The sequence below is a fragment of the Lysinibacillus sp. GW821-FHT14F06 genome, from assembly GCF_058803665.1.
Genome location: NZ_JBXAPF010000017.1, coordinates 54,006 through 80,456, shown reverse-complemented (window position 1 = coordinate 80,456; position 26,451 = coordinate 54,006). Strand labels below are relative to the sequence as shown.

General features: G+C 35.0%; 25 protein-coding genes, 2 pseudogenes and 2 riboswitches. Of the genes and pseudogenes, 3 read left to right on the top strand and 24 right to left on the bottom strand.

The genetic code is table 11. From position 1 onward, the window contains the following. The first annotated feature begins 350 nt into the window (after positions 1-350). Positions 351-1,106, top strand: a complete 756-nt coding sequence (locus AC1RNS_RS15720) for a YqcI/YcgG family protein (RefSeq protein ID WP_492993959.1) — start codon at positions 351-353, stop codon at positions 1,104-1,106. Here AC1RNS_RS15720 and AC1RNS_RS15715 read toward each other — a convergent pair. Both AC1RNS_RS15715 and AC1RNS_RS15710 read right to left on the bottom strand, forming a co-directional pair. After that, positions 1,103-2,416, bottom strand: a complete 1,314-nt coding sequence (locus AC1RNS_RS15715) for an amino acid permease (protein WP_492993958.1) — start codon at positions 2,414-2,416, stop codon at positions 1,103-1,105. The genes AC1RNS_RS15720 and AC1RNS_RS15715 overlap by 4 nt on opposite strands. A gap of 19 nt (positions 2,417-2,435) precedes the next feature. Next, positions 2,436-3,371, bottom strand: coding sequence for an arginine deiminase family protein (locus tag AC1RNS_RS15710; protein WP_492993956.1), 936 nt, complete (start codon positions 3,369-3,371; stop codon positions 2,436-2,438). 142 nt (positions 3,372-3,513) lie between these two features. Here AC1RNS_RS15710 and AC1RNS_RS15705 point away from each other — a divergent pair, with 142 nt between their 5' ends. After that, complete coding sequence (locus AC1RNS_RS15705; protein ID WP_492993955.1) at positions 3,514-3,963, top strand: NUDIX hydrolase; 450 nt, start codon at positions 3,514-3,516, stop codon at positions 3,961-3,963. Between the two features lie 35 nt (positions 3,964-3,998). On the opposite strand, the gene splB is transcribed toward AC1RNS_RS15705, so the two are convergent. The 21 genes and pseudogenes from splB to AC1RNS_RS15600 all read right to left on the bottom strand — a co-directional run bounded on the left by splB (position 3,999) and on the right by AC1RNS_RS15600 (position 24,348). Then, positions 3,999-5,027, bottom strand: a complete 1,029-nt coding sequence (splB, locus tag AC1RNS_RS15700) for a spore photoproduct lyase (protein ID WP_492993954.1) — start codon at positions 5,025-5,027, stop codon at positions 3,999-4,001. Between the two features lie 12 nt (positions 5,028-5,039). After that, complete coding sequence (locus AC1RNS_RS15695) at positions 5,040-5,264, bottom strand: transcriptional regulator SplA domain-containing protein (RefSeq protein ID WP_286922935.1); 225 nt, start codon at positions 5,262-5,264, stop codon at positions 5,040-5,042. Positions 5,265-5,403: 139 nt separating this feature from the next. Next, positions 5,404-5,913, bottom strand: a complete 510-nt coding sequence (locus tag AC1RNS_RS15690; protein ID WP_492993952.1) for a QueT transporter family protein — start codon at positions 5,911-5,913, stop codon at positions 5,404-5,406. A 152-nt stretch (positions 5,914-6,065) separates the two neighbouring features. Then, a complete protein-coding gene (locus tag AC1RNS_RS15685; RefSeq protein ID WP_492993950.1) occupies positions 6,066-6,821 on the bottom strand; it encodes a 3-oxoacyl-ACP reductase in 756 nt (251 codons plus the stop codon). Positions 6,822-6,875: 54 nt separating this feature from the next. Further along, entirely contained in the window at positions 6,876-7,097 is a 222-nt protein-coding gene (locus AC1RNS_RS15680) for a DUF2829 domain-containing protein (protein WP_427546843.1), read from the bottom strand. Between the two features lie 97 nt (positions 7,098-7,194). Continuing rightward, on the bottom strand, positions 7,195-7,803 hold the full coding sequence (locus tag AC1RNS_RS15675) for a transglutaminase-like domain-containing protein (protein ID WP_492993948.1): 609 nt from the start codon (positions 7,801-7,803) through the stop codon (positions 7,195-7,197). Between the two features lie 519 nt (positions 7,804-8,322). After that, a complete protein-coding gene (locus AC1RNS_RS15670) occupies positions 8,323-9,624 on the bottom strand; it encodes a B12-binding domain-containing radical SAM protein (RefSeq protein WP_492993947.1) in 1,302 nt (433 codons plus the stop codon). Between the two features lie 18 nt (positions 9,625-9,642). Beyond that, on the bottom strand, positions 9,643-10,680 hold the full coding sequence (locus AC1RNS_RS15665; protein WP_492993945.1) for a GNAT family N-acetyltransferase: 1,038 nt from the start codon (positions 10,678-10,680) through the stop codon (positions 9,643-9,645). Continuing rightward, complete coding sequence (locus AC1RNS_RS15660) at positions 10,677-11,732, bottom strand: hypothetical protein (protein WP_492993943.1); 1,056 nt, start codon at positions 11,730-11,732, stop codon at positions 10,677-10,679. The genes AC1RNS_RS15665 and AC1RNS_RS15660 overlap by 4 nt, the downstream gene beginning before the upstream one ends. Before the next feature lie 4 nt (positions 11,733-11,736). Beyond that, entirely contained in the window at positions 11,737-12,627 is an 891-nt protein-coding gene (locus AC1RNS_RS15655; RefSeq protein ID WP_492993942.1) for a phosphotransferase, read from the bottom strand. Further along, entirely contained in the window at positions 12,620-13,642 is a 1,023-nt protein-coding gene (locus AC1RNS_RS15650) for an arginase family protein (protein WP_492993940.1), read from the bottom strand. Before AC1RNS_RS15650 ends, AC1RNS_RS15655 begins: the two co-directional genes overlap by 8 nt. A 602-nt stretch (positions 13,643-14,244) precedes the next feature. Next, positions 14,245-15,093, bottom strand: a complete 849-nt coding sequence (locus AC1RNS_RS15645; RefSeq protein ID WP_492993938.1) for a GNAT family N-acetyltransferase — start codon at positions 15,091-15,093, stop codon at positions 14,245-14,247. 24 nt (positions 15,094-15,117) lie between these two features. Further along, a complete protein-coding gene (locus tag AC1RNS_RS15640) occupies positions 15,118-15,666 on the bottom strand; it encodes a histidine phosphatase family protein (protein ID WP_492993936.1) in 549 nt (182 codons plus the stop codon). Between the two features lie 115 nt (positions 15,667-15,781). Further along, positions 15,782-17,089 carry a sensor histidine kinase gene (locus tag AC1RNS_RS15635; protein ID WP_492993935.1) on the bottom strand — a complete coding sequence of 436 codons (1,308 nt, stop codon included), beginning with the start codon at positions 17,087-17,089 and terminating at the stop codon, positions 15,782-15,784. Positions 17,090-17,583: 494 nt separating this feature from the next. Further along, positions 17,584-18,609 carry a C45 family autoproteolytic acyltransferase/hydrolase gene (locus AC1RNS_RS15630; protein ID WP_492993933.1) on the bottom strand — a complete coding sequence of 342 codons (1,026 nt, stop codon included), beginning with the start codon at positions 18,607-18,609 and terminating at the stop codon, positions 17,584-17,586. Between the two features lie 115 nt (positions 18,610-18,724). Further along, on the bottom strand, positions 18,725-20,179 hold the full coding sequence (locus tag AC1RNS_RS15625; RefSeq protein ID WP_492993931.1) for a spore germination protein: 1,455 nt from the start codon (positions 20,177-20,179) through the stop codon (positions 18,725-18,727). A 159-nt stretch (positions 20,180-20,338) separates the two neighbouring features. Further along, a complete protein-coding gene (gene ribH, locus AC1RNS_RS15620) occupies positions 20,339-20,806 on the bottom strand; it encodes a 6,7-dimethyl-8-ribityllumazine synthase (RefSeq protein ID WP_492993929.1) in 468 nt (155 codons plus the stop codon). Between the two features lie 35 nt (positions 20,807-20,841). Then, a pseudogene (gene ribB, locus AC1RNS_RS15615) lies at positions 20,842-21,441 on the bottom strand (3,4-dihydroxy-2-butanone-4-phosphate synthase); the annotation flags it as partial. A 27-nt stretch (positions 21,442-21,468) separates the two neighbouring features. Continuing rightward, positions 21,469-22,107: a riboflavin synthase gene (ribE, locus tag AC1RNS_RS15610; protein ID WP_492993987.1), complete on the bottom strand. Its 639-nt coding sequence runs from the start codon at positions 22,105-22,107 to the stop codon at positions 21,469-21,471. Between the two features lie 225 nt (positions 22,108-22,332). After that, positions 22,333-22,458: riboswitch (FMN riboswitch) on the bottom strand. A 124-nt stretch (positions 22,459-22,582) separates the two neighbouring features. Then, positions 22,583-22,708, bottom strand: a riboswitch (FMN riboswitch). A gap of 25 nt (positions 22,709-22,733) precedes the next feature. After that, complete coding sequence (locus AC1RNS_RS15605; RefSeq protein ID WP_492993927.1) at positions 22,734-23,612, bottom strand: aminoglycoside 6-adenylyltransferase; 879 nt, start codon at positions 23,610-23,612, stop codon at positions 22,734-22,736. Between the two features lie 61 nt (positions 23,613-23,673). Beyond that, a pseudogene (locus AC1RNS_RS15600) lies at positions 23,674-24,348 on the bottom strand (SDR family oxidoreductase). Positions 24,349-24,857: 509 nt separating this feature from the next. On the opposite strand from AC1RNS_RS15600, the gene AC1RNS_RS15595 reads away from it, so the two are divergent. Continuing rightward, complete coding sequence (locus AC1RNS_RS15595) at positions 24,858-25,475, top strand: HAD hydrolase-like protein (RefSeq protein ID WP_492993925.1); 618 nt, start codon at positions 24,858-24,860, stop codon at positions 25,473-25,475. Between the two features lie 47 nt (positions 25,476-25,522). Here AC1RNS_RS15595 and AC1RNS_RS15590 read toward each other — a convergent pair whose 3' ends face one another. After that, positions 25,523-26,347: a methyl-accepting chemotaxis protein gene (locus AC1RNS_RS15590; protein ID WP_492993923.1), complete on the bottom strand. Its 825-nt coding sequence runs from the start codon at positions 26,345-26,347 to the stop codon at positions 25,523-25,525. Between the last annotated feature and the right edge of the window lie 104 nt (positions 26,348-26,451).

The window sequence follows — 26,451 nt, the reverse complement described above, 5'->3', positions numbered from 1 at the left end:
GTGATCATTTCTTGGACTGACCCGATCAATTCCTTATTCAAAGTGATCATTTCTTGGACTGACCCGATCAATTCCTTATTCAAAGTGATCATTTCTTGGACTGACCCGATCAATTCCTTACTCAAAGTGATCATTTCTTGGACTGAGCCGATCTGTTTTTACTATAAGTGATCAATTAACTAAACACTCTTTCCCTTAATTTAAAGTCATCATTTCCATAACTAAATCGCTTATTCCCTTATCAATGTAATTACTCGAAAGTTATATTTTCACTAAACAGACCCCACCAATTCGTAACCCATTGGCTTTTTCTTTAATAGTATAAAGGTGTATAGAAGGAGGAGACTCAAGTGGAAGTAGTAGTATTTGACAGGAAGTGGATGGAGGAACATTTTGAGACACTTCCTTTTTGGCAACAATCAGCTTATACGGATTTTGCTGCCACGATTGCTGATGAAGCGAATACCTTTCCGTGTGTACCAGCAAGAATGGGGTTTTTGTCAAACCATCTGCGCTATAGTTTTGTTGAGGATCCACGGGAGGAACAATCAATCAAGGCGTTAGCACAATGCTTAAAGGAATACGCGAAATCCTCGCAAACATATGGGAAATATACAACCCTCGCAGTTTTCTTTCATACCCCTAACGATATGCTTAACCGTTTTAAAGTTGTGGATTATCAGCATTTATTTTGGACCATTTTAAACAATTTAACGAAAATTGATGACATTGATTGGCCTGAGGAAATTCCAACTGATCCAACTCACACTGAATGGGAATTTTGTTTTAACGGTGATCCGTATTTTATTTCGTGTGCAACGCCAGCCCATAAATTGCGCAGGAGCCGTCATTTTTCTACGTTATTCATGGCGATTCAACCTCGCTGGATATTTGAAGAAATTAATGATGCTACTGTATTTGGTCAAAAATTAAAAAAACAAATTCGCCAACGTATTGCTGACTATGATGCGCTTCCAGGGCATCCTGATTTAAAATGGTACGGACAAGAGGATAGCTATGAATGGAAGCAATATTTTTTAAATGATGACAATAGTAGTCCATCCAAATGTCCTTTTTCACGTATATCACAGAATAATGTACATTAAGCTTCTTTTCTTTGCCTTTTCACAACAATCCAGGTCGCTAAACCTATTAGGACCATAAAGAGCAGGCTTACGAAAAAACCGAGTCTGCTTGTTTTTTCTCCGAGTGTGCCAGATACTGTTACAGCAATAAGCAACATCCCTAAAAAATTTTTTACATGCTCCCATTTGGATAACTGCATAAGCTTCATATACGTCACTAAAATAAAGAACCAGTTGTAGATTAGCATTAAACCCGCTGCTGTAACCAAATATTCAAAGATCTTTTCTGGCATAAGAAAGCCAATCACAATCGTTAACACTAAACCACCCGTTAAAAATAAAAATGCAGGAAATGGTACTTTCATTTTCCCTTTCTTTGCTAATATTTTAGGGGCATCACGATCTTCTGCAAGTGTAACGAGAATTGTAATGACCGCATAGAGCGAAGCTACCATTGTTGAAAAACCCGCGATAATTAAAACGCCATTAAAAATATCTGCCACATAGGGGATATGATAGCCTTGAAGCGCAGTAATAAAGGGACTCTCATCAATATTGAAATCTTTCCAGGAGACAAGTGCCAACGCAAGTGCAATGGCCATTATAAAAATAATTGTAATGACTATTAGCATAATTCTTCCAGCTTTTGGTGCCTCTTTAGGATTTTTTAAATCGATGACCATTAACCCCATTACTTCAATGCCTCCATAAGCATAAAAGGCATACAGTATTCCAAGCCAAATTCCTTTTATGCCTTGCGAGAAAAATTCTTCATAATTCGATTGCAAAGAATCAAGTGTTGCTGAATGCGTGCCTTTTATGAGGATTATCACAGCTACGATAATAAACATAATAATTGCTGCGGCCTTTAATGCCCCAAAGATATTTTGAAAGTTTTCAAAGCCCTTCATACCAGTGAGGATAACGACCAACCCTAGTGCTGCATATATAGACGCAGCCACCCATAATGGCAAAGCAGGAAACCAAAACTTCGTAAAAATACCCAGTGCCATTAATTGGCTCCCCATTATAAGAATCTCGGATATCAAATAAATCCAGCCATTACTAAATCCTGCCCATCTACCAAATGCTTGCTTAGCATAGGTTCGAAACGAGCCTTTATCAGGGTTCACCACAGACATTTTAACAAGTCCATCATACACAATGTAAGTACAAATTGCTGCAACTAAAAAAGGAATTAACACAGCAGGTCCACTTTTATGAATGGCCATACTGGTTCCAAGAAAAAAGCCTGTTCCTAGTGTACAACCTATACCGAGAAGCGAAAGCTGCCACCAAGACAATCTTCCTTTACTTGTTTTAGCTGTCATTTTAATTCACCCTTTGTGCTTACTTTCTTACTAATGGCAATGTCATGCAACGAATGCCTCCACCGCCTTTTTCAAGTTCTGTAACTTCGACTTCAAGCAACTTCTTTTTTTGTAGTAATGGATGCTTCATTAATTGCTGTTTCGTTGCTTGCTTACTAATTAATAATGTTTCTGGATCAATATTCACAAAGTTAATGTCTGGAATAGTCTTATATTTTTCAAGCCAGTATACTTCGAAGCCATGACGTTGTAAAAACTGTTCTACCATATCAAAATGACTGCTTTGGGCTGTGAACACCTGTACAGGAAAATAACGCATAAAGCTTTTAGCAATCACTAAGTTAGTGTTCGCGACATTGCAATTCATATCTAAATGAAGCGTATCATTTCCTTTTGGCAGATCAATTACAGCAATTTCAGAAAATCCTTGCTGAAAGATACGATCCTTCATACTCTCGACAGCCTCTAATGTTGTTCTCATACCAAGATTAATGAGCACAGCATCCTTATTTAATAGCATCACATCTCCACATTCGAGTGAATGGGCAGGTTGCAGCTTGCTCATAAATTGTTCTGGAAACCACTTTGCTAAAAGTGAATGAGCAAGTGGATATTCTGGGCGTCTTAACGAGCTACCTGCATTTCCCAGTAACATTTTATGACCAATAACACAGGCGAGATCACGCACAAAATAACGATTAATAAGCTGCTCACTTAACAATTGTTGTTCATTGGCCAGTTCTTTAGCATAATCAATAACTTTTACACCTGCATGTTCAAACGCTGTCTTCAATTCCATAAAATTCTCCATTGCTTTTTTATGGCTAACAATCGCATTCCAGCCAACGTTCTCCGCTATTGTTATATCTGTTACATCTAAAATTGAAGGTGCACAAAGCATAACAACCTTCAGTTCCTCATGCTCCGACCAACAATTCACTTGAAATGAGTCCATCCTATTCTTCCCTTCTTCATAACGATCACTGTTAGCGTTACCATCGTGATTCAGATTATACAAATACAATGAAAAGAAGGATTTCTATATAATTTAGATAATTAATACAAAGATAAAAACAATTATAGAAATGAGTGTTTCCATGGAATACTATCAATTTTTACGACAATATGTAGGACATCAACCTATTATTTTACCTGGTTCAGCTGTCATCATTCTTAATAATGCAAACGAAGTATTATTGCAAAAAAGATACGAAGGCGGGTGGGGACTTCCAGGTGGTTTGATGGAATTAGGAGAAAGCTTAGAAGATACCGCTAAAAGAGAAGTGCTAGAAGAAACAGGGTTGACTATTACAAATCTACAGTTCCTAGGTATTTTTTCTGGGCAAGATTATTATGTTAAAATGTCTAACGGGGATGAATTTTACGCCGTTACAGCCGTCTACTATACAAGAAATGTAAAAGGCGATTTAATGATTAATTATCATGAATCAGAGACAATGCAATACTTCTCATTCATAGATTTACCAGATGGCTTAACATCTTCAAATCGGAAGTTTATTGAGAGATATTTATCGCAAATACTTTAGAGAGAAAACTACCAAGTTCTCTCTCTACTCTAATGCTACGTAAAATACTCTAATTTCGCTTGAGGAAAAAATTTTTGCATATAACCATACAAATGTTCCTTAATATCTTCCTCTTCTTCTTTTTGATAAATGTATTTGCCTATACCGTACTTACCCCATTTATACCTTCTTACCGTTTCGTCTAACTCTAGCTTCGTCATAGGATAATTTTTTTCAATCACGCGTTTGGCTGGCTTTGTAAAGCGATGCTGAATAAACTCAAACGTTATATCCTCTCGTACATCTTTTGGCAATTCTGCATCCAATCGCTCAAACATATGGTAGTAACCCTCCTGCCATCCATCATGAAGATAAATGGGAGCAACGATAAAGCCAAGTGGGTATCCTGCCCTCGCCACTTTCCCAGCTGCCTCAATCCGTTTTATTAACGGGGATGTACCTGGCTCAAAATGCTTAATGACATAATCGGCATTTACACTAAAACGAAACCTTGTCTTCCCATTATGCTTCGCGTCCAATAAATGATCCACATGATGGAACTTCGTCACAAATCGTAATTGACCTAATTCATTTTGACCAAAATGCTCGATGGCTCGCTTCAACGTGTGTGTTAGATGATCAATTCCTACAATATCAGAGGTACAGGATGCCTCAAAGCGTGTGATGTCAGGTGCTCGTTCTGCCATATAATGATCAGCCTGCTCCAGAATTTCATCGACATTCACATAGGTACGTATATAAGGTTTAGTGCCCATCGTTGTTTGTAAATAACAATAATGACAATGCCCCATACAGCCTGTTGCAAATGGAATTGCATATTCAGCTGAGGGCTTAGAAGTATCAAATTTTAAGGTTTTCCGAATCCCTACGACTAATGTAGATTTGGCTACCCGATACTTTTGAAAGTCGTTGTCACCTGGAAGATTTCTCACTTGATTGTGCGAGGTTGTATAACGAATTTCGATACCCATCTGCTCAAACTTTTCTTTTAGCTCCTGCCCCAGTGGATACTGGAGTGCATCTGGCTCAAAATAAACAAGCTGAGGGATAAATGGCTTAATCATGGTGGTCCCCCCTCAATGAAAATACTGATGATAGGCTTGCTCAGCCGCCATCTCACTTGAAAAAATCAATAGGTCATTTGTTATTGGATAATATGTTTCAAATAAAAAAAGGGCTAGCTGCTCTGGTTGTTCTGGATGATAAACCACTGCTGCTTCCTGTATATTCGCTACATCCTGAATATGAGGATTACGATAAAAAATATAAACAATATCACCGACATTGTATTGTTGCTGCATCTCTTCACCTTCCTCCGTCTTTCCATTAGTTTGGTGAAAATATATGAAAATTATGTTTATCTAAAAAAATTCTTTTCAAAATTTTAGCTTCTGAAAAACGCGAAAAAACGGGCTTCAATTGTAGCCCGCTTTTTAAAATTTATTTCGATAAATCAATTTTTTTATTTAATAAATAAATAGTTAGACCACCTACAGTCATGGACAATAATTCTCCAACGCCCACTGTAAACCATGTAGCCCAAAAAGGAAGATCATAAAGGATCGTTAATTGGCCAGCAACCGTAAACATTGATATCGCAAAAATCAATGCGGTTACTGCCATTTTTACAATATCATTTGTCATATGTTTCGTGATGCTTCTGCAAAATATTAACACTAAAAAGGTCGCAATCCCACCAATCGGCACATCTAAAATCCATGTTGGCGACATGAAATTAGCGAGTATTACGCCAATCGTCACCGCTGCAACATAGCGCTTATTGTACAATGCCAGATAATTAAACATTTCTGACAAACGCAGCTGGACAGCGCCAAAGCTAATGACTGACAATAAAACAGTTACAGCAACATATAAGGCTGCAACAAGTGCCGTCTTTGTAAGTTCACTTACAGAAATACGGCTAGACTCTTTTACAACAGATGTATTCAATTTTATTCTCCTTTGTAAAATAGCATCTTTGCTATTTTAGTAATAACTACGACCAAAGGAAGAGAGCTTTTAGCCCTATCTGAAGTGCCGTAGTGCAAGCCCATTTTTGCTTACTTGCGTATTATAGCAGAAGAATATCTTATTGAACAATGCTATTTTGTCAGCCATCCGCCATCAATTGGCAGAATAGTTCCATGAATATAATCAGCAGCAGAACTTGCCAAGAAGAGTGTTAAATACGCTACTTCGTACGGTTGTGCCCAGCGACCCGCAGGCGTTTCATCGGCTACCCATTTTGCCATTTCCCCATCCCCTTCAAAATCTGCCTTATTCATGGGTGTTTGGATGGCTCCAGGTGCTATAGCATTGGCACGAATGCCTTCACGACAATAATCTAAGTCTAACTGCTTCGTATAGCCAACAATAGCATGCTTAGAAGCTGTATAAGCTGCACCTCCACCACCTGCAACTAGTCCAGCAATCGATGCCATATTAATAATAACGCCAGCCTTCCTTTCTACCATATGAGGCAAAATCGTATTCGTCACGAAATAAGTTCCCTTTAAATTGGTATTCATAATAGCATCCCAAAGCGCTTCATCTGTATCCAGAGTTTTGGCAAAACCATCTAAAATACCTGCCGTATTACATAAAATATCGATTTGCTTAAATTGCGATATTGCGCTATAAAACGACTGTTTAACATCCTTTTGCTTGCTTACACTGCCTAAACAGTAAAAAAATTGCCCAGGAAATTGCTGTTGTAAATGGATTAAACCAGCTTCGTCCAAGTCAAATCCAAATACATTTGCGCCATTTTCCAAAAAGGCAATGGCCTGAGCCTGACCAATTCCTGAAGCGGCACCTGTAATAAAAACCGTCTTTCCCTGATACTCTTCAAATTTCATAACATCTCTCCTCAAAACAAAAGAAGCCACCTCTGTTGAGATGGTCTCCTTTATTTAATCAACAATGATCCAATCTTCAGCTAATAAATCACAAACTGACGGTGTAAACATTGTATAGCCTTCACCACGTACATTAATTAAAAAATAAGGATTTAAAGTCTCGCCTTCATGCTCACCTTTGCCAACTAGCTTTACATACAATTCAGCGCCCCCCCAGCCCTTACGGATCACTTTTTCTCCTGCTTTTAAGCGTGGTAATATTTCTTCAAACGTCATGCCATTCAACCTCTTTCAACATTCTTTATCGAAATAGTATACTGGAATTCTCAAATGCTGACAACAGTATAATGAGTTGCTAAACATCTTTGTATTTTTATAAGTCATCAGGTAATCGATGCATATACATTTCTAATGCATTTGTATGTGCATTTAAGGTTGCCATTGTGTTTTTATTAGGTTCAGTGTAGATAATAGGATAATCTTTTTCTCTTAGCTTTTCGTTTATTGAAAAGGCTAGTTTTTCCTCATTTACAGAGAATTCAGCCTGTACGCCTGGTTTATTGCCACGAGCATCCAAACGAATCCAACGATTTAAAGACCTTAGATAAACTCCATTTAATGCATGTAGACAATAGCCTTCCTCTGGGGTATGAAAGAGCATTAATCGTTGATAACAAAAACCTGTTGGAATCCCTGCACCTCTTAGCAGCGCTGCTAATAAATTAGACTTTGCGTAGCAGATTCCCTCACGCTCTGTTAGAACTTCTGAGGCTTTACAAGTAATATTTGAACTTTGAATGTCCCAAGAGTGTGATATTTCATCTCTAACAAGTAGGAAAGCTGTCCTCACAATTTCTATTTCCGAAGATTGGTTCTCAAAGATCTCACCAATTTTTTGATAAATTAGTGGATGACGATAATCCACAACATCTAGTTCTTTTAAATAATCTTTTACATTAGCTGACTCAGGAATAAGTTTCATAGAATTCACACCCTTTTACATAATTATACATCATATCGAATTTTTATACAATAATATTTTTTATTTCTTATCCATACTATGGGTTAAATGTTGCCTCCAGCAGCTTTCGGAACGAAAATTATCTCTAATATTGCTGAAAGTTATTCTCCATTAAATAGAACCCTCCCTTCCGTTCATTGAAACTCGATTGGTCAATAAAAGGAAGGTTCTAGATAGTTAACAAAAGGCATCGAGAAATTCACTCTCAATGCCTTTTGTCATAGTATATATATCCAAACTTATGAAAAAATTGTTTTCATTATACGAAATCATAACTTGATTAATTAACTAGATTTTCTGCTAATTCGGTAGATAATAACTTTTATTCACCTAACGTAATCAATATGTAATAAAATCATTAGGAGGAATAATTAATTCATTATTCAGAACATTAACAGTATGCCTTACTAATAAATCTTTCTATTCATTACTTTTTTCATTAAAGTAATTCTATTTGGACTAACTTTCACCATTAATCCCTTACCTTTTGGACAATTGCTCTTTAAGAATATCAGTTGTCAACGCTACAACATTTAAGAAATGTAAATAACTATCTTCAACACTTTGATGTTTTGGAGTAAAGACTGGTGGTTTATCCTCTCTCCATTCGTTAAAATTCCAATTCGTTATCTTTTCTTTAATTAATGGATATAAAGGAGTCTTAGGATAAGGAACAAAGTTATAATGATTATATAACCATACCATGCTTTTGGTTTCGTTTATGAATTTTAATGTTTCATTCTGAGATTCTCTTGTTTCATTCGGTAATCCTGATAAAATGTTTAATACTGTTTTGAAACCTCGATCCCTTAGGCTTTTTAATGCATCCTTAAATACAATAGAACCCTTATGCCCTTTCTTCATTTCCCTCAATACTGTGGAATCAGCAGTTTCGAATCCCATCTCGACCACTTTTACATTTAGCTTTTCCATAGCATCTAATAACCAATCGTTTATTTGTAAAATATGGGTCTGAACAATTAATTTAAATCCATATTCTGGTTTTAATATTTTTAAAAGGTTATTTACTGCTATCTTCGATTGGCCAAAAGTCTTATCACCTATATAAATAATTTTAGTATCAGGATAATACATTCTAATTTCCTCAATTTCTTCTCTTAAAAGTTGTAAATCTACTTCATGAAGTTGCCTTGACCAAGCATCCCCACAGAATGAGCATGAATAAAGACATCCGTGAGAAGCGTTGATTCTAATTAGAGGAACTTTTTTATCGTATGGTTTTAGCAATCTATATTTAGGTTTATAGTCTAATGATATTTGTAGTCTTCCTAATTTTGGTTTTCTACCAACAATCACTTCATTAGAATTCATTATCTCATCATATATTCCATTTCTAGCAATACCTACATATATTTTAGAATATTCTTCATGAGAAGCTAAGTCTGCCATGTTTCCACCAATAACAGTGGTGTACCCTAAACTTTTGAGTTTACTTGAAATATTACTTGTAAAGCTAAAATTTTGTGCCAATGGTGAGAAGAAAATTAAATTTTTACTTGAAACTGAATTAATAATCTTATTTAAGCATTGTTCAACATTAAATTCTTCTTTCGATAAATCTAAGAATATAGTATCATCTCTATCAATAGCACCATCCATATGTGCTACCCACAATGGCATTTCCCATAATTCTCCATCATTTATATAATATTCAGGAAAGACTTGTTGATACTTTTTGTTATAATACTCATAGTATTCAGACAGTTCAGGTAGCGGCTCTCCCTGTGAAGGAAAAGGTAATTGGACAAGAATTACATTCACTTTTTATCACTCTTTCTCTCATTTATATAATTCTTTATGACGCAGTTCTAGCCCCTTCAACCATTTCACTGCTTGATTATGGATTATTGGGTCTTCTGCTTTAATAGCTGCTAACAAGGGTACTCTTTCAAACCCGTGCTGAATTTTAGGTTCATAAGGGTCCCGTCCTGCTTGAATTTCATTACAGTTTAGCATTAGTGCTCTCTTTATACTTTCTTCATATAAAAAATGAGATTGTTGATATTCTTTTAATAAGCTCCTATTATGACCCGCCAACCAAATATAATATTTACAATTCCAAAAAAAATTAATGTGAACTCCAATTGGTTCTCCCGCGGGACTTAGGGCAACTAGTATATCCAACCCCTTTGGCCAGCTATCTAATAATGAAAAAATAAACTCCTTCGGTAATACATCAGGATCAACACCATCTTCGATTAGAATATTATGTACTAACTCTGCGATGTTATTTCTGTATTTTATTTTATAGCTGTCTAGGGTAACTCCAGTTGATTTTGCTTTATTAATATAAGACCTAACTCTACCTCTTCTTTTTTTAGTCAGATACTTCGTTGGATCCCCGTTTATATTCTGTAAATCCCTAGTAGTAATAGAATGAAATTCACATAAAGTAAATTTTTCATTTTTTAAAAAATTAACCAAATCCAAATTTCTTACATCTATGCCTGCAAATAAAAGTGCACTGTCTTCAGCTCTAGTAAGTTTATATGCTTGACTCAAAGATTCCTTTAATACACTTAAATCACTATATAATGGGGCACCATACCATCCAACTAATGCATGTGACATGAAGATTTTGTGTTTAAAACCTCCAGATTTATTTTTATAGTAATCTAGGCGGGGGCAACTTTTATAAAAGTAAAGGGGAATAATCGAATTATTTCCAGAATCTTCATAGTATATATGGTATGGAATGAAATCCCCCTTCCAACTATCTTCAAATAATTTAAGCATAGAATAACTTTGAAATGGATGTCCTTTATCCCATACAATTTTATCCCATTTACTTTGCAACCCATTATCTAATACATTCATACCATTAGTTTTCTATTCCACAAGTTTTTTAAGTATCTTTCATAGCTAATATCATTTGTATCTTCTAAAACAATACACAATGGAAGGATTAATCGTTCACTTCCTCCATTAAATCCTCCATGAAGTAAAGATAAATTATTTCCTATTACTAGATCTAACTGCTCACTGTAAACTTTTTTTTCATATTTGTTAATAAACTCTTCATAACTTATACCCATAGTTTCTTTTAATATGTGACACAAAACTCTTAAAATATTACTATTACACATTTGACAAGAACAACTTTGTTGAATATCAATTAGCTTTTTATGATTACTTAATATATCCTCTGATATTTGTTCTGAAGTTGAATGTAGAGAAAGTGCATGATACATTAAGTCCTTTGCTCCTAATGCCGCTGCCATATTCAAATATCTATTGTTATGAATATTTTGTTTATTTAAAGAATAACTTATGTTGCTACCCAGCCACTTTTGTAAATCAACTATAGACGGCACTTCTCCAGCATGCTGATACTTATAAGCATCTTCTACTATCTGAACCCAATCGTAATATGTTGTAATACTATCTCGTTCCCCTGGATTTAGAATAAGAATTCCCTGAATAATTTTATGCATATGAGTTGTATAAAAACTCTTATTAGAAAAAATTCTAGACTTATTTTCCCATTCAGGTACATCAAATATACTTGGTGTCAAATACGAACAATGCCCGCCATCATGATGAGGTAATAGAGTTCTGCTGCCATCTTCTTCTCTTACTACTGTTTTTTGTTCTTTATCTATTTCCAGACTAATACTTTTTGGTGCGCTGTTGTCAATTAAATATGGAATTAATCTATTTAGAAGTTTAATAGCCAACTCTTTTGTTCTGTCAGCATTAAAGTTTAGTTTACTTAACTTTAATACCAGACCACCTCTGCCAAATATAAGCAAATTTGATAGGTCTCTATAAAATCCGTCGCATTTTTCTGAAATTTTTTCAGCCATTAAAATTTCATCAGCAAAAGTTTTTTCTACTAGAAATTCATAATTGTTTAATAATTGTTCCATGTTCTTACAACTCCCTCTTAATTTCTTTTAATATTGATGAAACCCTCTTCAATTGGATATCAGCCCTAATTGGATCAGGTTCTTCTGATAAAAAAACAACAGATAACATTATTGCAGTATCTAATTGATATACAAGCATAGATAACTTTTCAACCTTGGGCATTTCACCATACCCTTCCATAAATTCATGGAAGCATTCTCCGTACTCTTGAAGTCGGGCAATTTCTAGTACTGGATACCCAATCAAGGCATTACTCCAATCAGTAAAAAGAAAGTTACTGTCATATCTTTTTAATATATTTTGAGGTCTAACATCCATATGGAGTAAACTCTTCTCATCTTCTAAATGATTAATACTTGAAGACAATAATGATATAGGCGGAAGAGAATTTTCCGAAAAACCAAAATGTGTTAATATATCAAATCTTTTGTATAACCTATATATAATCAGTTCATTTATATTAGTGAATCCTTCCATAGCAACAAGATTTATCTCTGGCGCTTTAAACGAATGAAGAGTTCGAGTCAATTGACCAATTGAATAAAAATCCTTCTCCGTTGATTTGGAAATATCAGTTAATAATTCCATTATAATAAAAGGTATATTATTACTAGATTCGAAATGAAAAATTTCTGGTACAGGAAAAGACATATTTTTTAAATAACTAAGAAGTTGATATTCCTGAGTATACAAAGACATTGCACTAAAATTCTGATCATTATCATTGTTAAAGATAATCTCTTTGGGGATTTTAATAGCTACATCCCTTTTCTCTTTTATTGAATAAGCCTTTAATATAGTGGACTCCAAACCTTCATTAAAATTTTCCAGACTTTCTATTTTTATTCCCAACTCTTCTAAGTTTTTTGTAAGATACTTTAAATTTTTACTCATCTTCTAGCTCCTCAAAGAATATATATTCATGTAAAAACCTAGAAACTAAATTAGAAGTTAATTCGCTAGAATCATATTGAGGATTTACTTCTACTATATCCAATGCACATACTGAATAGTTTTTTAGTATATCAACGATTTCCATAAACTCTAATAAATTAATTCCACCAATAGTGATATGACCAGTTCCTGGAGCGTATGGATTATCACAAACATCAATATCAATAGAAATATAAAGAGAATCAGTATTTTCAGAAATTTTATCTAATGTATCAATTAAGCATTTCTTAAAGGAGGTTTTTCTAATTTCATCCATGTTTTTCACAGTAACATTGTTATCAAGTAAGAAATTATACTGTTCATTACTTGTAAAATCACCTACACCCACAAAGCCCATAAAATAACCTTTCATATAAGGTAATTCAAAAATCTTTCTAGCATTCGTACCATGGTAGTACTCCCCATTTAAAATTGAGTATTTACCGAAATCAAAATGGTTATCAATTTGTATATAGCCAATTTTCCCCTTTCCTTTCTCAATAGCTGCTTGATAAGTAGCGTGAAAATTAGGGAAGCTTAATGTATGTTCTCCTCCTAACATAATTGTACTTTTACTTAACAATGCAATTGAATAAGCTTCAGACATAATAGATTGCATTTGTTTTAAAGTATCATTAGGATAAACATGTAAATCTCCATAGTCGTAACACTTCGGATTTCTAGTAGTATATAGCCTTCCATTTCTCATGTTTCTAAGTACTGGTTGATTCCTGCTTTTTTCTTGTGCAGAATACTTCAAACTAGCTTGTCTTATGTTATTAGGACCATATCTAGAGCCTATACGCGAAAATGAAGTTGAATCAAAAGGAACAGAATAAATAGCTATATCTGAGTTTTTTTGTTCTTTTAGACGTGCTATATCCATATTAAATAAGGATAGGCTACTATTTCCCCAACCTGGTAGTGGATCTTCAAAATATAATTTCCAATCATTCTTTGTAATCTCTAAATTCATTGTTTTCTCCTTTTAAATTTAAAATTTTAGCATTTCTTATACATTTGTATAGTCAAAATCTAAGAGGAAATACAGCTTACTAATGCAAACAATTACAAAATAAATAGATATGAAATGTTTTTATTTATAATATTAATATATTATTTTACATTAATTCAATAATATTACATTTATATTTTAAAAGAAAAGCGAAAACTCACATATCGTAATTGATGTCGTGAGGAGTTTCTGCTTAGTGCACCAACTTTGTACAAGCTTCTTTCGAAGAAACTTGTTAAGATTTGCAAAAAGTTGTTCTATTGCTGATGTAGCAATTTATTTTTTCTTTATATTTGAAAACAGATTACTGATTTTGCCACAAGTGTCTTTTAATGAATAACCCATTAATAACTTTTATTGCATTTTTTGGAATATTTTAATAAGATAATAGCACAATATTTTAAAAATTTCAAATATTTTTCTATTAATTTCTAAATACGGAATAATTTCCTGAGATATCTTTTTCATTTCTGTTATTTCCCTAAAATAAAAAAAGGCTGTAAGCAAACTCTTAACTTTTGAGTATGCTTACAGTCCAAAATACCTTTTTAAACAATGCTCTCTTAACTCAAATACTTCTTCATCTGTACCTGCTCTGTTGTCACTTCAAGCCCATTTTTAATGAAATAATCCGTTGCAGGGTTATTTACCAAAAAATTCACTGTAGTGATCTTTACCTTTTGATTCGTTATAGTTGATAGGAAGTACGGAATATCCTCCACCTTGCCATTTTCCAATAGTTCTAACTGGTACAAAATGATTCTGTCAACAGCTCCCTCCTGATTCCATACTGTTCTGTATAGTAGATAACCTATAGCTTCTTCGTGGTCATTATAAAAAATTTTCGCTTCTCCTTGTTGATTGCTCTGCCAGCTACATTGCCATGGTACGTCTTCCCGATAAACGGGTAAATACGCAAGCTGCTCTGGTCTTATCGTTTTCACCTGCAATACCCTTTGCTTGTCAACTTGCGCTTCAAAGTCTCCATTTAAATAGAGTAGATGATTTGTAATTACATAGCCAAATTTCTTATATAAAGCGATGGCAACCTCATTCTCTTTAATAGCTTCCATGGTTGCTATTTCAACGCCCTCTCTTTCATAAATGGCTATAGTTTCTTCCATTAAAGCTCGAGAGACACCCTTTCCACGATAATTCGGAGAGATGCCTGTTCCTCCATTCCAAGAAGTTTTCTTGCCATCAATTTGTCTAAAACCATTCATCACAATGCCAACTGGCTCATCATTTGCAAATGCAACAATTGACAGCCTTGGTGATAATCCTTCTCCCACAAGCCGGGTTAAAAACGTCTCTTCACTCATATCAATCTTGACAAAATACCCTTCAAAGCCTTTATTCCAGGCATGTAGTACTTGTTCTAGTGTGCTTTGTGATACTGTTTTGATTCTCATAATTCTCCTCATTTCAATGTAAAATTACTGGTAATTGAGTCGAGCTAAATTCTCCAAAGTCAGTTTTTTGACAATTTCGTAGCCATTTCCAGCACCAAGGGGCTTCACAACAACCATCCCCATATTTGAAATATGCCCTAACCCTATACCTTTTGGAAAGCTATGGGCAATAATCACTTGATTCTTTCGATATGGAGGCTTTTTTTCTAATACAGCCTGTAAGTTTGACAGTATTCTCGCCTGTTCATTTAGAGGGATTTTTCCACCTAATGAATAGATATCAAACCAAAAAGGGTCAATTTGTATACATGTGTTTGGAAATGCAAGCTGAGCCGTCTCAATTGTACGGCAAAAAGGACTTGCAATTATCAGCGGAGCAACTGGAATTTGCCAATGCCTCAGTAGTTGTCCAAAATATATTGCCTCCCTCCGCCCCTCCTCAGATAGATTTCTCTGACTCATACAATCTTGAAAACTTAAATTCAGCTGATCTATACCGACTGTTGCTTCTCCATGTCGTGCATATAAAATGAATCCACCTTTTCTCCATAAATCAAGATCTGATATATTCAATTTTTCTTTCCTCCTAATAATACCATTTAGCTTCATAGTAATATATGAATCCGCTGTCAGAAAGAATCACTACATAGCCAAAAAAGCTTCCTACAATATAGGAAGCCTAAGTCGTTTATTTTATTGGAATATTTACAATGGCAGTTGTCTCTAAATGTTTTGATGAATCAATCGAAATTTGCCCATTATATTTATGGACAATTTCATTGACAATAAATAAGCCTTGCCCTCTAATTTTTCCATTTCCTTGCTTTTTAGTGGAAAATCCTTGCTTAAATATTTGGGAAGCATTTAAAATATTTGGCCCCGTATTGGTAACTTTAAATTTATAATACATATCATCTGCATTACAACAAATGGTTATCTTACGCTGCCCCTCTGGTAATTCCGTTGCCGCGTCGATGGCATTATCAATTAAATTGGATAAAATTTTGATTAAATCCGTTGTCTTTATTTTATTAAAATCGTTCTGCGAAATGGTGAAATCCATATCGATATTATGATTTTGCGCTGTTAATTTTTTCGTTTGCAATAAAATCGATAAACCTGGATGATTAATATTTAGCTTCAATGACTTAATCGCCTGCACCTCTTTCGACAATGATGATAAATACTGTTTAGCCTGCTCAGGTTTATCTAATTGAAGAAATCCATGCAACACTTGTATATGATTGGTAAAATCATGTCTTAGAGAGGATACAGAAGTAATTAAAGTCTTAATTTCAGCTTGATAGGTATCCTCCGTTGCACCAACCTCTTTAGCAACTTCTTTTTGATACCATCTTTGTAAAAATAAAAATGAACCAATCACGATTAAAATAAATACACCATTAAAAATAAAGATAAAGAGATTGTCCTCTATTACTTTTCCCTTTATGCCATTCAGTGTATCTGCACTAATATCAATGCCAAGGTATGCAATAATCGTTCCAGTTTTATCTCTAATTGGTGCTCCAACTGAAAGGTAAGAACCATGGACAGAATCTGGTATTACCTCTGTTACATATGTTTCACCCTTATAAGCCCTTTGTACTTGCTGCTCAGGAACCGTACAGATCTCCCCAATATCAAAGCCTTCTGTTAATTCGCTAGGCATCCCCATAATCATGGCATGTGAAACCTTTGGATTATCTACCTTTAAGGTATAAACAAATAATGCACCAAGTTTAATTCTCGCATCATTTAAAAAGTTCCGTAATTCCCAATAATAATCCGTCTTTTCTGGATTATTTAAAAATTGTTGGTACGCCTCCACGTCAATAGAGGATGCAATCGAAATAGCAGCTTCAAGACTTTGGTTCGCAATGGATTCTTCCACTGTTTTTTTCATCTTAATATAAGATGTAAAGATATTTAAACTTGTAAACAATAGTAATAAAATAGTTGATAGGATTAGGATTAGTTTTAATTTTCGGTTTTTCATACTAAGTGGTACTTCCTCATCTCTGGAAATGAATAATGACATGATGTAGCTGGAGCAAGTTTTTTTGATCTTGAAAATTGTATAACAGCTAATGACAACTGAAACAAATTTGAATATAGCAGTAATATTATACTATAATAAATTACCCATAGCGTAATGGCGTTCGGATTTTTTCGAGCTTGCTCGAAAAGCTCCTCTTCAAAATCCGTGATATCCTCTGAAGGCTTTAACTTGATTCAGCGTACATTGGTACACACTGAATAGGAAACAATCACATTCATTTCGCCATCTATAGGCTGGAAGTCTTCTGCTGAACCCAGATAAACTTCCTTTTTAGTTTGGATACCGTTCTTCATTTAGAGTATATTTCTTGTTTATCCTACTTTATCAAAATCATAAAAGCAATTTTTATTTTTAGTGCAAAAAAAGAGAGTAGCATGTAAGCTACTTCCTTTTAGAAAACATGTATGATTTTTACACACAGTTCAACTTCTTTATTTTGTATAGATGATCCCTTTTATCTCTTTTGGAAGCGTTAGAGCTCCTTCCAAGTAGTCTTTAAATGAAAATGCTATTGGTTGTGCATTCCCACCAATCCCAACAAGGATCTCTAATGTTTTAGGTTGATAAATAATCGTATGTAATGTGCCAAAGTATTCGTGATAATTATGATAAAATAATGGTGAATTTTCAGCATTAAAATGTTGATAGAGGGCGGTTGTTGTAAGTTCTTCTTCCAGTAATACCGTTAAAAATTGCTTTCTATGAATAGAGCCTTCTATCATTTTCTTATTTTTTTCTATTAAATGTATAGATTCAAAATGATTTGTACAAATTAAAGGATTTTCCTGCTTTATTATTTGCTTCTGTGGAGAGGCTTCCACTACTACAGCTCTCCCACTACAATCTGTCATAGAATAATTATAACAGTAACCGTGTGGAATTTCCTTTATTAACATGCATGCCTCTTCAATTGTTTTACATTGCTCTAATAGTACACGAACAATTGTAGAAGCAATAAAGCCTTCTTCAGAGTGTTCATGATTAACAAAATGCAGACCAACAACTAACCCGTATTCATTCATCCCATCTAGTCTACCGATAATTTGCTGACTAAACCCGATACTTGCATAACCATTCACTGGTTTAGAGAAAACAAACCTAGCATCGTATAAAGCTGGACTGAAATCATAATTACGGATGTACATTCCATCACGCACAAATGCTGTACAGCCCATCTCTGGAAAAGTAATAGTATAGCCACTGAACAATCTAAGCACAGTGTCTATCGATAGAGCTGCGCCAGCACTCAAGCCTTCCATCTCATGGATTATCTGTGGACAATGCTTTTGTAAAAGTTGTTTCGCTATTTGAGTATTAGTAGACCTAGTTAAGTGCATTAATACATCTTTTTGCATTTGCAATAAAGATAAGAGCTCTTTGCTTTGCTGTAAACCAATTTGGTAGTAGCTACCGTTCACATCTTCAACTTTGACGATTAACTCTTCATAACCTGACATTCAATTCTCTCCCTTAATTAACTTATTTTCTAACATCATAAAGCTTCAAGTTAATTGAAGGTCAAGAAAATGTTAGATGGAACCAAGGGAATGGGCTAGATATAGTCAACTATACCTAGCCCATTTTTTTATTTTTTCGAGATGTTCTAGTTTTATCCTGCAAATTTAAAAATGCTGGACGTTTACCATAGCCTTTAGGAGATAATCTCAATAAAGATTTTTTCATATCTTGCCAATTTAAATCTGCTCCTACATTTAAGTAAGGAATGCCAAGGACTCGCAAATTTGCCGTATATAGAAGAATGAAAAAAATTGCTATAAAAAAGCCATACAGGCCGAAAAATGCTGCTGCTAATATAATAATAATGCGAAATATACTCATTGCCGTGACAAAGGATTGATTGACAAGCGTATAGGCTGCAATACTCGAAATAGCAATTACAACTATCATTGGAGGACTTGTTATACCAGCTTTAATGGCTGCATCTCCAATGATTAGACCTCCAACGACACTGATTGATCCACTAACGATACTAGGAAGACGTATATTTGCCTCACGGAACATTTCAAACATAAATACCATTAGTAGTATTTCTAGAATCGTTGGAAACGGAAGCCCTGTCCTTGATTGTACAACTGTTGCTAAAAGAATTAAAGGTAATTGATTTTGATGATAGGTCGTAAGCGCAAGCCAAAAGCCTGGTAAAAGCACGCTAATTAATATGCCAACAATGCGTAGCAGTCTTTCCATTGAACTAACAATAATCGGAAAATAATAATCCTCTCCTGATTTAAATACTAGCAGCACGTTAGCTGGCGTAATAATGGCATAAGTGACACCATCCACCATTATCACAATTCTACCGTTAATTAGGGCCTGTAAAGCAAAGTCAGGACGACCTGTATAATCATGTCTGGGAAGAATTTTTGCACTTTGCTCGATTCTCTCCATTAAAATATCTCCACTAAACACAATATCCGTATCTACTTTTTGAAGATTTATTTTGATGTCCTCTAGCATTTTTTTATTAACAATATCATCCATATAAAGGATTGCTACAGTTGTTTTAGAACGCTTGCCGATTTCATATGTTTCAACACTTAGCGAATTTGTAGGTAATCGTTTTCGTAATAAAGCAATATTAATATCGATATCCTCAATAAAATCGTCTCGCGGACCCTTTATGACCAATTCAAGGGCTGTTTCTCTAGGCTCCCGATTTGGCTTTTTAGGAATAAAACTTGTTAATAATAATTGTTCATCTTCAAAATACAGCAACACATGCCCTTTATAAACTTTGGTAATGATGTCCTCTTTTTCAGAGATTTTTTTCAAATGAGGAATGTGTAGATGATTTAAAATATCTTCCTCTAATAATTCACCTGAAGTTTTTTCAAGCATCGATTGGAGCTCTTGAACAATAACGGTTTGTAGTAATTGCTCATTAATCATAGCATCACAATAAATAACATGTACTGTATGTTGCTGCATTGTATACCTTTGAAAAATCACATCAGCAGAGCGTTGAAATAGTGCCTTCAAAGTTTGCAAATTTACGATTTGTTCCATTTGAATATTCCTCATCTCCTACTGAATCAGTTTCAGATTCGTACATGCATCCATATACTTACACCATATTTTCCCCATGCTTGTTTAAAATATTCAGGTTTTAAGACAGATAAGATACTTTAGATGAATAATTTCATTTAGATAATTTCAAACTATGTTTTAGCCAATCATTCTCTTTAAATTCGCCATTTCAATAGCAGACATTGCGGAATCATAGCCTTTATTACCTGATTTTGTACCTGCACGCTCAATAGCTTGCTCAATATTTTCAGTTGTCACAATGCCAAAAATGACGGGCACATTTGTTGTTAATGATACATTGGCAATCCCTTTTGCTGATTCATTGCATACATAGTCATAATGTGTTGTTGAGCCACGAATCACTGTTCCTAAACCAATAATGGCATCATATTTCTTTGTTTCCGCAAGCTGTTTCGCAATAAACGGAACCTCAAATGCACCTGGAACCCAAGCTACATCAATAAAGTCCTCATTTACACCGTGTCGCTTTAAACCATCGAGTGCCCCGTCTAATAATTTACTTGTTATAAATTCATTGAATCGACCTACTACGATAGCAATTTTTAAGTCAGTACCAATTAATTGTGCTTCAAATGTTTTACCCATTTCTAAATTCTCCTTTTTTAAATTGTAATTTTGAGATTTTGCTGGCGATATAACGCTAATTCTTCAATTGAAATTATTTTTAGTTGATGATGCGCTGCATAGTTGACTAGTTCATTGAAGCGAAGCATTTTGCCATCGTCCCCCATAATTTCACAGATAATGCCTGCGGGGATACTGTGACAAAGCTTAGCTAAATCAATGGTTGCTTCAGTGTGACCTCTACGCTCTAACACACCATTGTTCTTTGCGATTAACGGAAATACATGGCCTGGTCTACGAAAATCATTTGCCTTCGCTTGTGGTTCAATCATTTTTTTTATTGTCATTGCGCGTTCAAAGGCGCTAATTCCTGTCGTTGTATCCATATAATCGATACTAACTGTAAATGCTGTTTGATGATTGTCTGTATTGTTACTTACCATAGGTTGTAAGCCCAATTTTTGTGCGAGCTGCTCTGTGATCGGTGTGCAGATAAGACCTCTTCCATATGTCGCCATAAAATTTATCGTTTCAGGTGTCATATACTCTGCTAAAGCCAGTAAATCCCCTTCATTTTCTCGATCCTCATCGTCTACTACAATAATCATCTTGCCCTGTTTTAAATCCTCTATTGCTTCTTCAATTGTGTGCAGCATTATTGGCACCTCCTTACCGTTCATCGTTTAAAATCCGTTTTGCGTTAAAAAGTCTCTCGTAATAGTCGTTACTTCGTTCCTACGCTTTAGCTGGTGCAAAATATATTTTCCAACTAAATCCGTTTCAATATTAACGGAAGCGCCAATTTTCTTCATACCTAAAATTGTTTCCTTATACGTGTGAGGTATCAGTGATACTGTGACACTTTTTTGCTCAACGTGAAAAAGTGTTAGGCTCGTACCATCAATCGTAATGGAGCCTTTTGGAATACAGTAGTTTGTTAAATCCTCGGATAGCTCAATATCGATATAAACTGCGTTTGCTAATGGTCGTTTACGTACTATTTTCCCTATTCCATCAACATGTCCTGCTACAAAATGACCACCGAATCGTCCATTCGCAGGCATGGCACGCTCTAAGTTAACTGGGTCACCTACAGCAAGCTGCTGCAAATTTGTTGCCTTCACCGTTTCTGTCATAACATCCATCGTCAACTCTTGATTAGTAAAGTTTGTCACTGTTAAACAAACACCATTGACCGCTATGCTGTCTCCGAGCTTTACATCCTCCACCATTTTTGCTGAAAGGACTGTAATTTTCATACTTTGCTGATCGCTTTGCAAGGTTTTTACTGTACCAATATCCTCAATAATCCCTGTAAACATTTTTCCACCTACTTTCTTTCCACGCATTAAGGGCTCTATCCATTAATTTTTGAGGTCAATCCATCACTTAACTAATTCTATCCATTACTTTCAGCGTTCTCTGTCCCTCCTTACAGCCAATACCAAAAAAACCCCTTCACATGAAAGGGGTTAGGGAGTTCATATAAATAAGACGTCAGCAAATAAACCTTAGAATTTTATATTTTTTCCATAGGCTGCCATCTCATCGTTCTTCTCCCATCCAGACTATCACTGTCGGTTTTGGATTTACACCAAATCAGCTTTCGCTCACGGACTTTGAATTGCTTCATCACCGCCGATTGGGAATTTCACCCTACCCCGAAGAACATCTTACTATTTAATTTATTTTTATTCGCTAAATAAAAAAACCTCCCAATCTCAACGACGGGAAGTTAACATAAAAGCATAATCAAATAAACCTTATAAATTCATACGAATTTAAAAAGTTTGCACTTTTACCCTTCTCCCATCCAGACTATCACTGTCGGTTTTGGATTTGCACCAAATCAGCTTTCGCTCACGGACTTTGAATTGCTTCATCACCGCCGATTGGGAATTTCACCCTACCCCGAAGGATTTTATTTAGCTTATTCTTTACGATAACACTATTTTATAATATTATCCACAAAATTCTTTACAAAAAATTTCTGATAAATTTCATCCACATACGCTCTAATATTCTTTTCGTATACTGGATATTCTACTTCGAGTCTTGCAGCCACATGCTGTGATGCCTTTGCGAATAAATCAAAGGCTTGAAATAACGCCTGCCATATAGCTTTTTTAGAGGTTAGCTCAAAGGTCCCCATTAATTGAGAAACTTCCTTTGCCTGTAAATATTGAGATAAATACTTATAACTTTTGCCAACACTTAAGCTAAATTCTGTTTCAAAGCCAACGCGCCACGATAGCATTCGAAGTAATTCTTCACGTAAAATATGTTCAAAATGGTAATTGGCAAAAAGAAGTTCATTGCGACAAATGCCTTTTACAACATAAGTTGAAACCATCCAAAATTCATTGCAACAATCATCAAATGAACGTGCACTTGGCTTTTGTACATGGTACGTAACATCTGTTGCCTCAGGAACATTTATACAGCGCTGGTCTTTATCCAGAATGATTTCTAAAAGTCCATCACTTTCAAGATAAAGCTCCAATTCTTCAATAGGAACTAGTGTCAAATCAATTTTTGAATGATCGGTAAATAACATTAAATAGGAAAACCAATTGCCTAGTTCTGGTGGAAATAATTCCATATCCTCTGGTGTTTGCGTTATTAATCGCTCGCCTAAGAAATCGATCCATTTATTATTTCCAAGAAAGGTAGCCATATCAGTTACAACAAAGGAAATATCATAATCCTGAAAATCATTTCTTGGCACATTGTGATTTGCTCTTGAGCCCTCCATTCCGACTACTCGAACTCGTTCATCATTATTGGCAAAATTTAACAGTTTATCAATAGGTCGATTATTTTCCATATACTTTCTCCCTTGCTAATATATCTATTATTATAGTAGCAAATATTCACTTACGTTTCCGTCATAATGCCACATTGACATGCAGTACCTGACCAGTAACAAAAGAAGAATCATCAGAAGCTAAATAAATATAGGTAGGTGCAAGCTCAAATGGCTGACCTGCTCGCTTCATCGGCGTTTCTAAGCCAAATGTTTTGACATATTCTGCTGAATAGCTTGAGACAATTAGTGGTGTCCAGATTGGACCAGGAGCAACTGCATTCACTCGTATTCCCTTACTCGCTAACTGTAAGGACAAAGATCTAGTGAATGAAACAATCGATCCTTTGGTGGAGGAATAATCGACAAGTAACGGAGCTCCAGCGTAAGCTGTCACGGAAGCAGTGGAAATAATTGCCTCACCCTGCTTCATATAAGGTAATCCTGCCTTTGTCATATAAAAATGCGAAAAAATATTGGTTTCAAACGTATCATACAATTGTTCATTTGAAATATCCAAAATGCTTTGCTGCGGAAATTGGTCACCTTGATATAAAATCAAGTATATCTAGCTTACCAAAACAGTCAATCGTTTTTCTTACTACTTTCTTAGAAAACTCAGGATGACGTAAGTCACTTCAATCAATAGAATGGACTGCCCATCTGCCTCCACCATTTGCTTTGTTGCTTCTGCATCAGATCGCTCATGTGGCATATAGGTAATAGTCATATGGGCTCCTTCCTTTGCAAACCCAATAGCAATAGCACGACCAATTCCACTATCTCCCCCAGTAATTATAGCGATTTTCCCCTGTAATTATCCGCTTCCCTTGTAGGCCAGGTTGTCAGAAATAGGAACTGGCTGCACAAGGAGCTGCAGCAACTGGCTCATCCTTTGTCTTTAAAATAAGCTTTGTATTAGCCCTAGTTAATGTAATACTTTCATTGTTTATGAAGAAAACACAGTAAATGAAACTCATATATGCAAAAACCAAAGACTTTTATTTGAAGTTCTTTGGTTTTTTGCATTTCAATAAAGGTATTTTTCTGTATTTCTTTAAAACGAAGCTTTTCATTATTCAATAGAGGCATTTTTCGATACAATATTTACCACAGTGATACATACTCAAAAAAATTACGCATCCAGAGTCATTTACCACCACCTGCTTCATATGCTATAGAATCATGTCATTATACGTTAAAGGTACGTAACATTTTCAAGCACTAAGCGTCTATACAACTAGAACATAAAGGAGAACATTTTCAATGAAATATATCATCTTTGATTTTGATGGAACATTGGCTGATTCTACGGCTGTATTTGCATCAGCTTGGAATACACTTGCACAAAAATATAAATTTAAAGGAATAGAGTTAAAGGAAATCGAATCATTGAAAAAATTATCCATAGCGGAGCGCAGTAAATTATTTGATTTTCCAATGTATAAATTACCCATGATTTTACCTCAATTTTATCGTTTGTATCGTCAGTCTTTAAATGAGGTACATCTTTATGAGGGAATCAAGGATGTGCTAATGGAAATTGATAAAAGAGGCTATAAAATCCTTATTATTTCGTCCAACTCTCAGGAAAATATTTTAGAATTTCTAAAAATGAATGACATTCATTGTGTATCAAATGTACTTTGCTCAAATCGTATTTTTGGGAAGGATAAAGTGTTGAAGAAATTTTTAAAGGACTCTAGTAGTACTGCATCAGACGTTTTATATATAGGGGATGAACAAAGAGATATTGTAGCATGTAAAAAAGTCGGGGTACCAATTATTTGGGTTTCCTGGGGATATGATTCTATTGAGGTGATTCAACAGGAAGAGCCTGAATATAAAGTAAATGCTCCACAGGAAATTTTAGATATTATTTAATCAAGAAGGGGGTATAGCCGTTAAATGAATTGGCTATACCCCTCTTTTTAATTTTTCACTTCACTAATGTGCATTAATTTTTCTGCTGTGCTATTAACACCTTTATAGGCATCTGTTAATTCATACATACTCGTAGAAAATTGTTGAGTAAATGCTGCAATTTGATTTGCTGATTCGTTAACTTGATCTATAGCTTGTTTAATACTCTCTAATTGGTTTGTAATGCTATCCGCACTTTCGGTACTACTTTGAGACATTTTTTGAATCTCAGTAGCTACTACTGCAAAGCCACGTCCATGCTCACCAGAACGAGCTGCCTCAATGGATGCATTTAGTCCAAGAATTTTTGATTTCATGGCTAAATCTTTAACTAAATCTACAATGGCATTAATTTGTTGAATATCACCAGTCATGGACTCTGAGAACCTAGATAGTTCCTCTAAGCGATTGGAAACATCTACACTTGCCTTTGCTAATTCTTCATTCGTTGCAGTCATTTCTTCCACTGAGCTCGATAGCTCGGTTGCTAGTAATCGCATATGATCCATTTTTTCATTTGAAAGGATGGCACTGATAACACCGATTACTTGTCCACCTTCAAAAATAGGCTGTGCAGATGCAATATAGGCCATGCCAAAATCCTCAGTACTTCGTTCTTCTCGAATAAATCTGCCCGAGCTAAGCGCCTTTTCAGTTGTTGTTCCACGATATTTATCTACAGGATCACCAACACAAACCTTTAAATCCACTTGTTTACCTGGCTTATAGGCAATGACTCTCTCTGTGTCTGCAACAATTATACAAGCATCTTCTGGATAGGTTACCTGGTAAAAATCGATTGAATCTATTGCTGCCTGTAGCTTTGCATGCATTGTCTTTTCCCCTTCCCCATTCACACGATTAAGGTTCATCCATCATATGAGGTGATAAAAAGCGTCAAAATATTTTTTAAGAACCATCAATAAAATATCCCCAA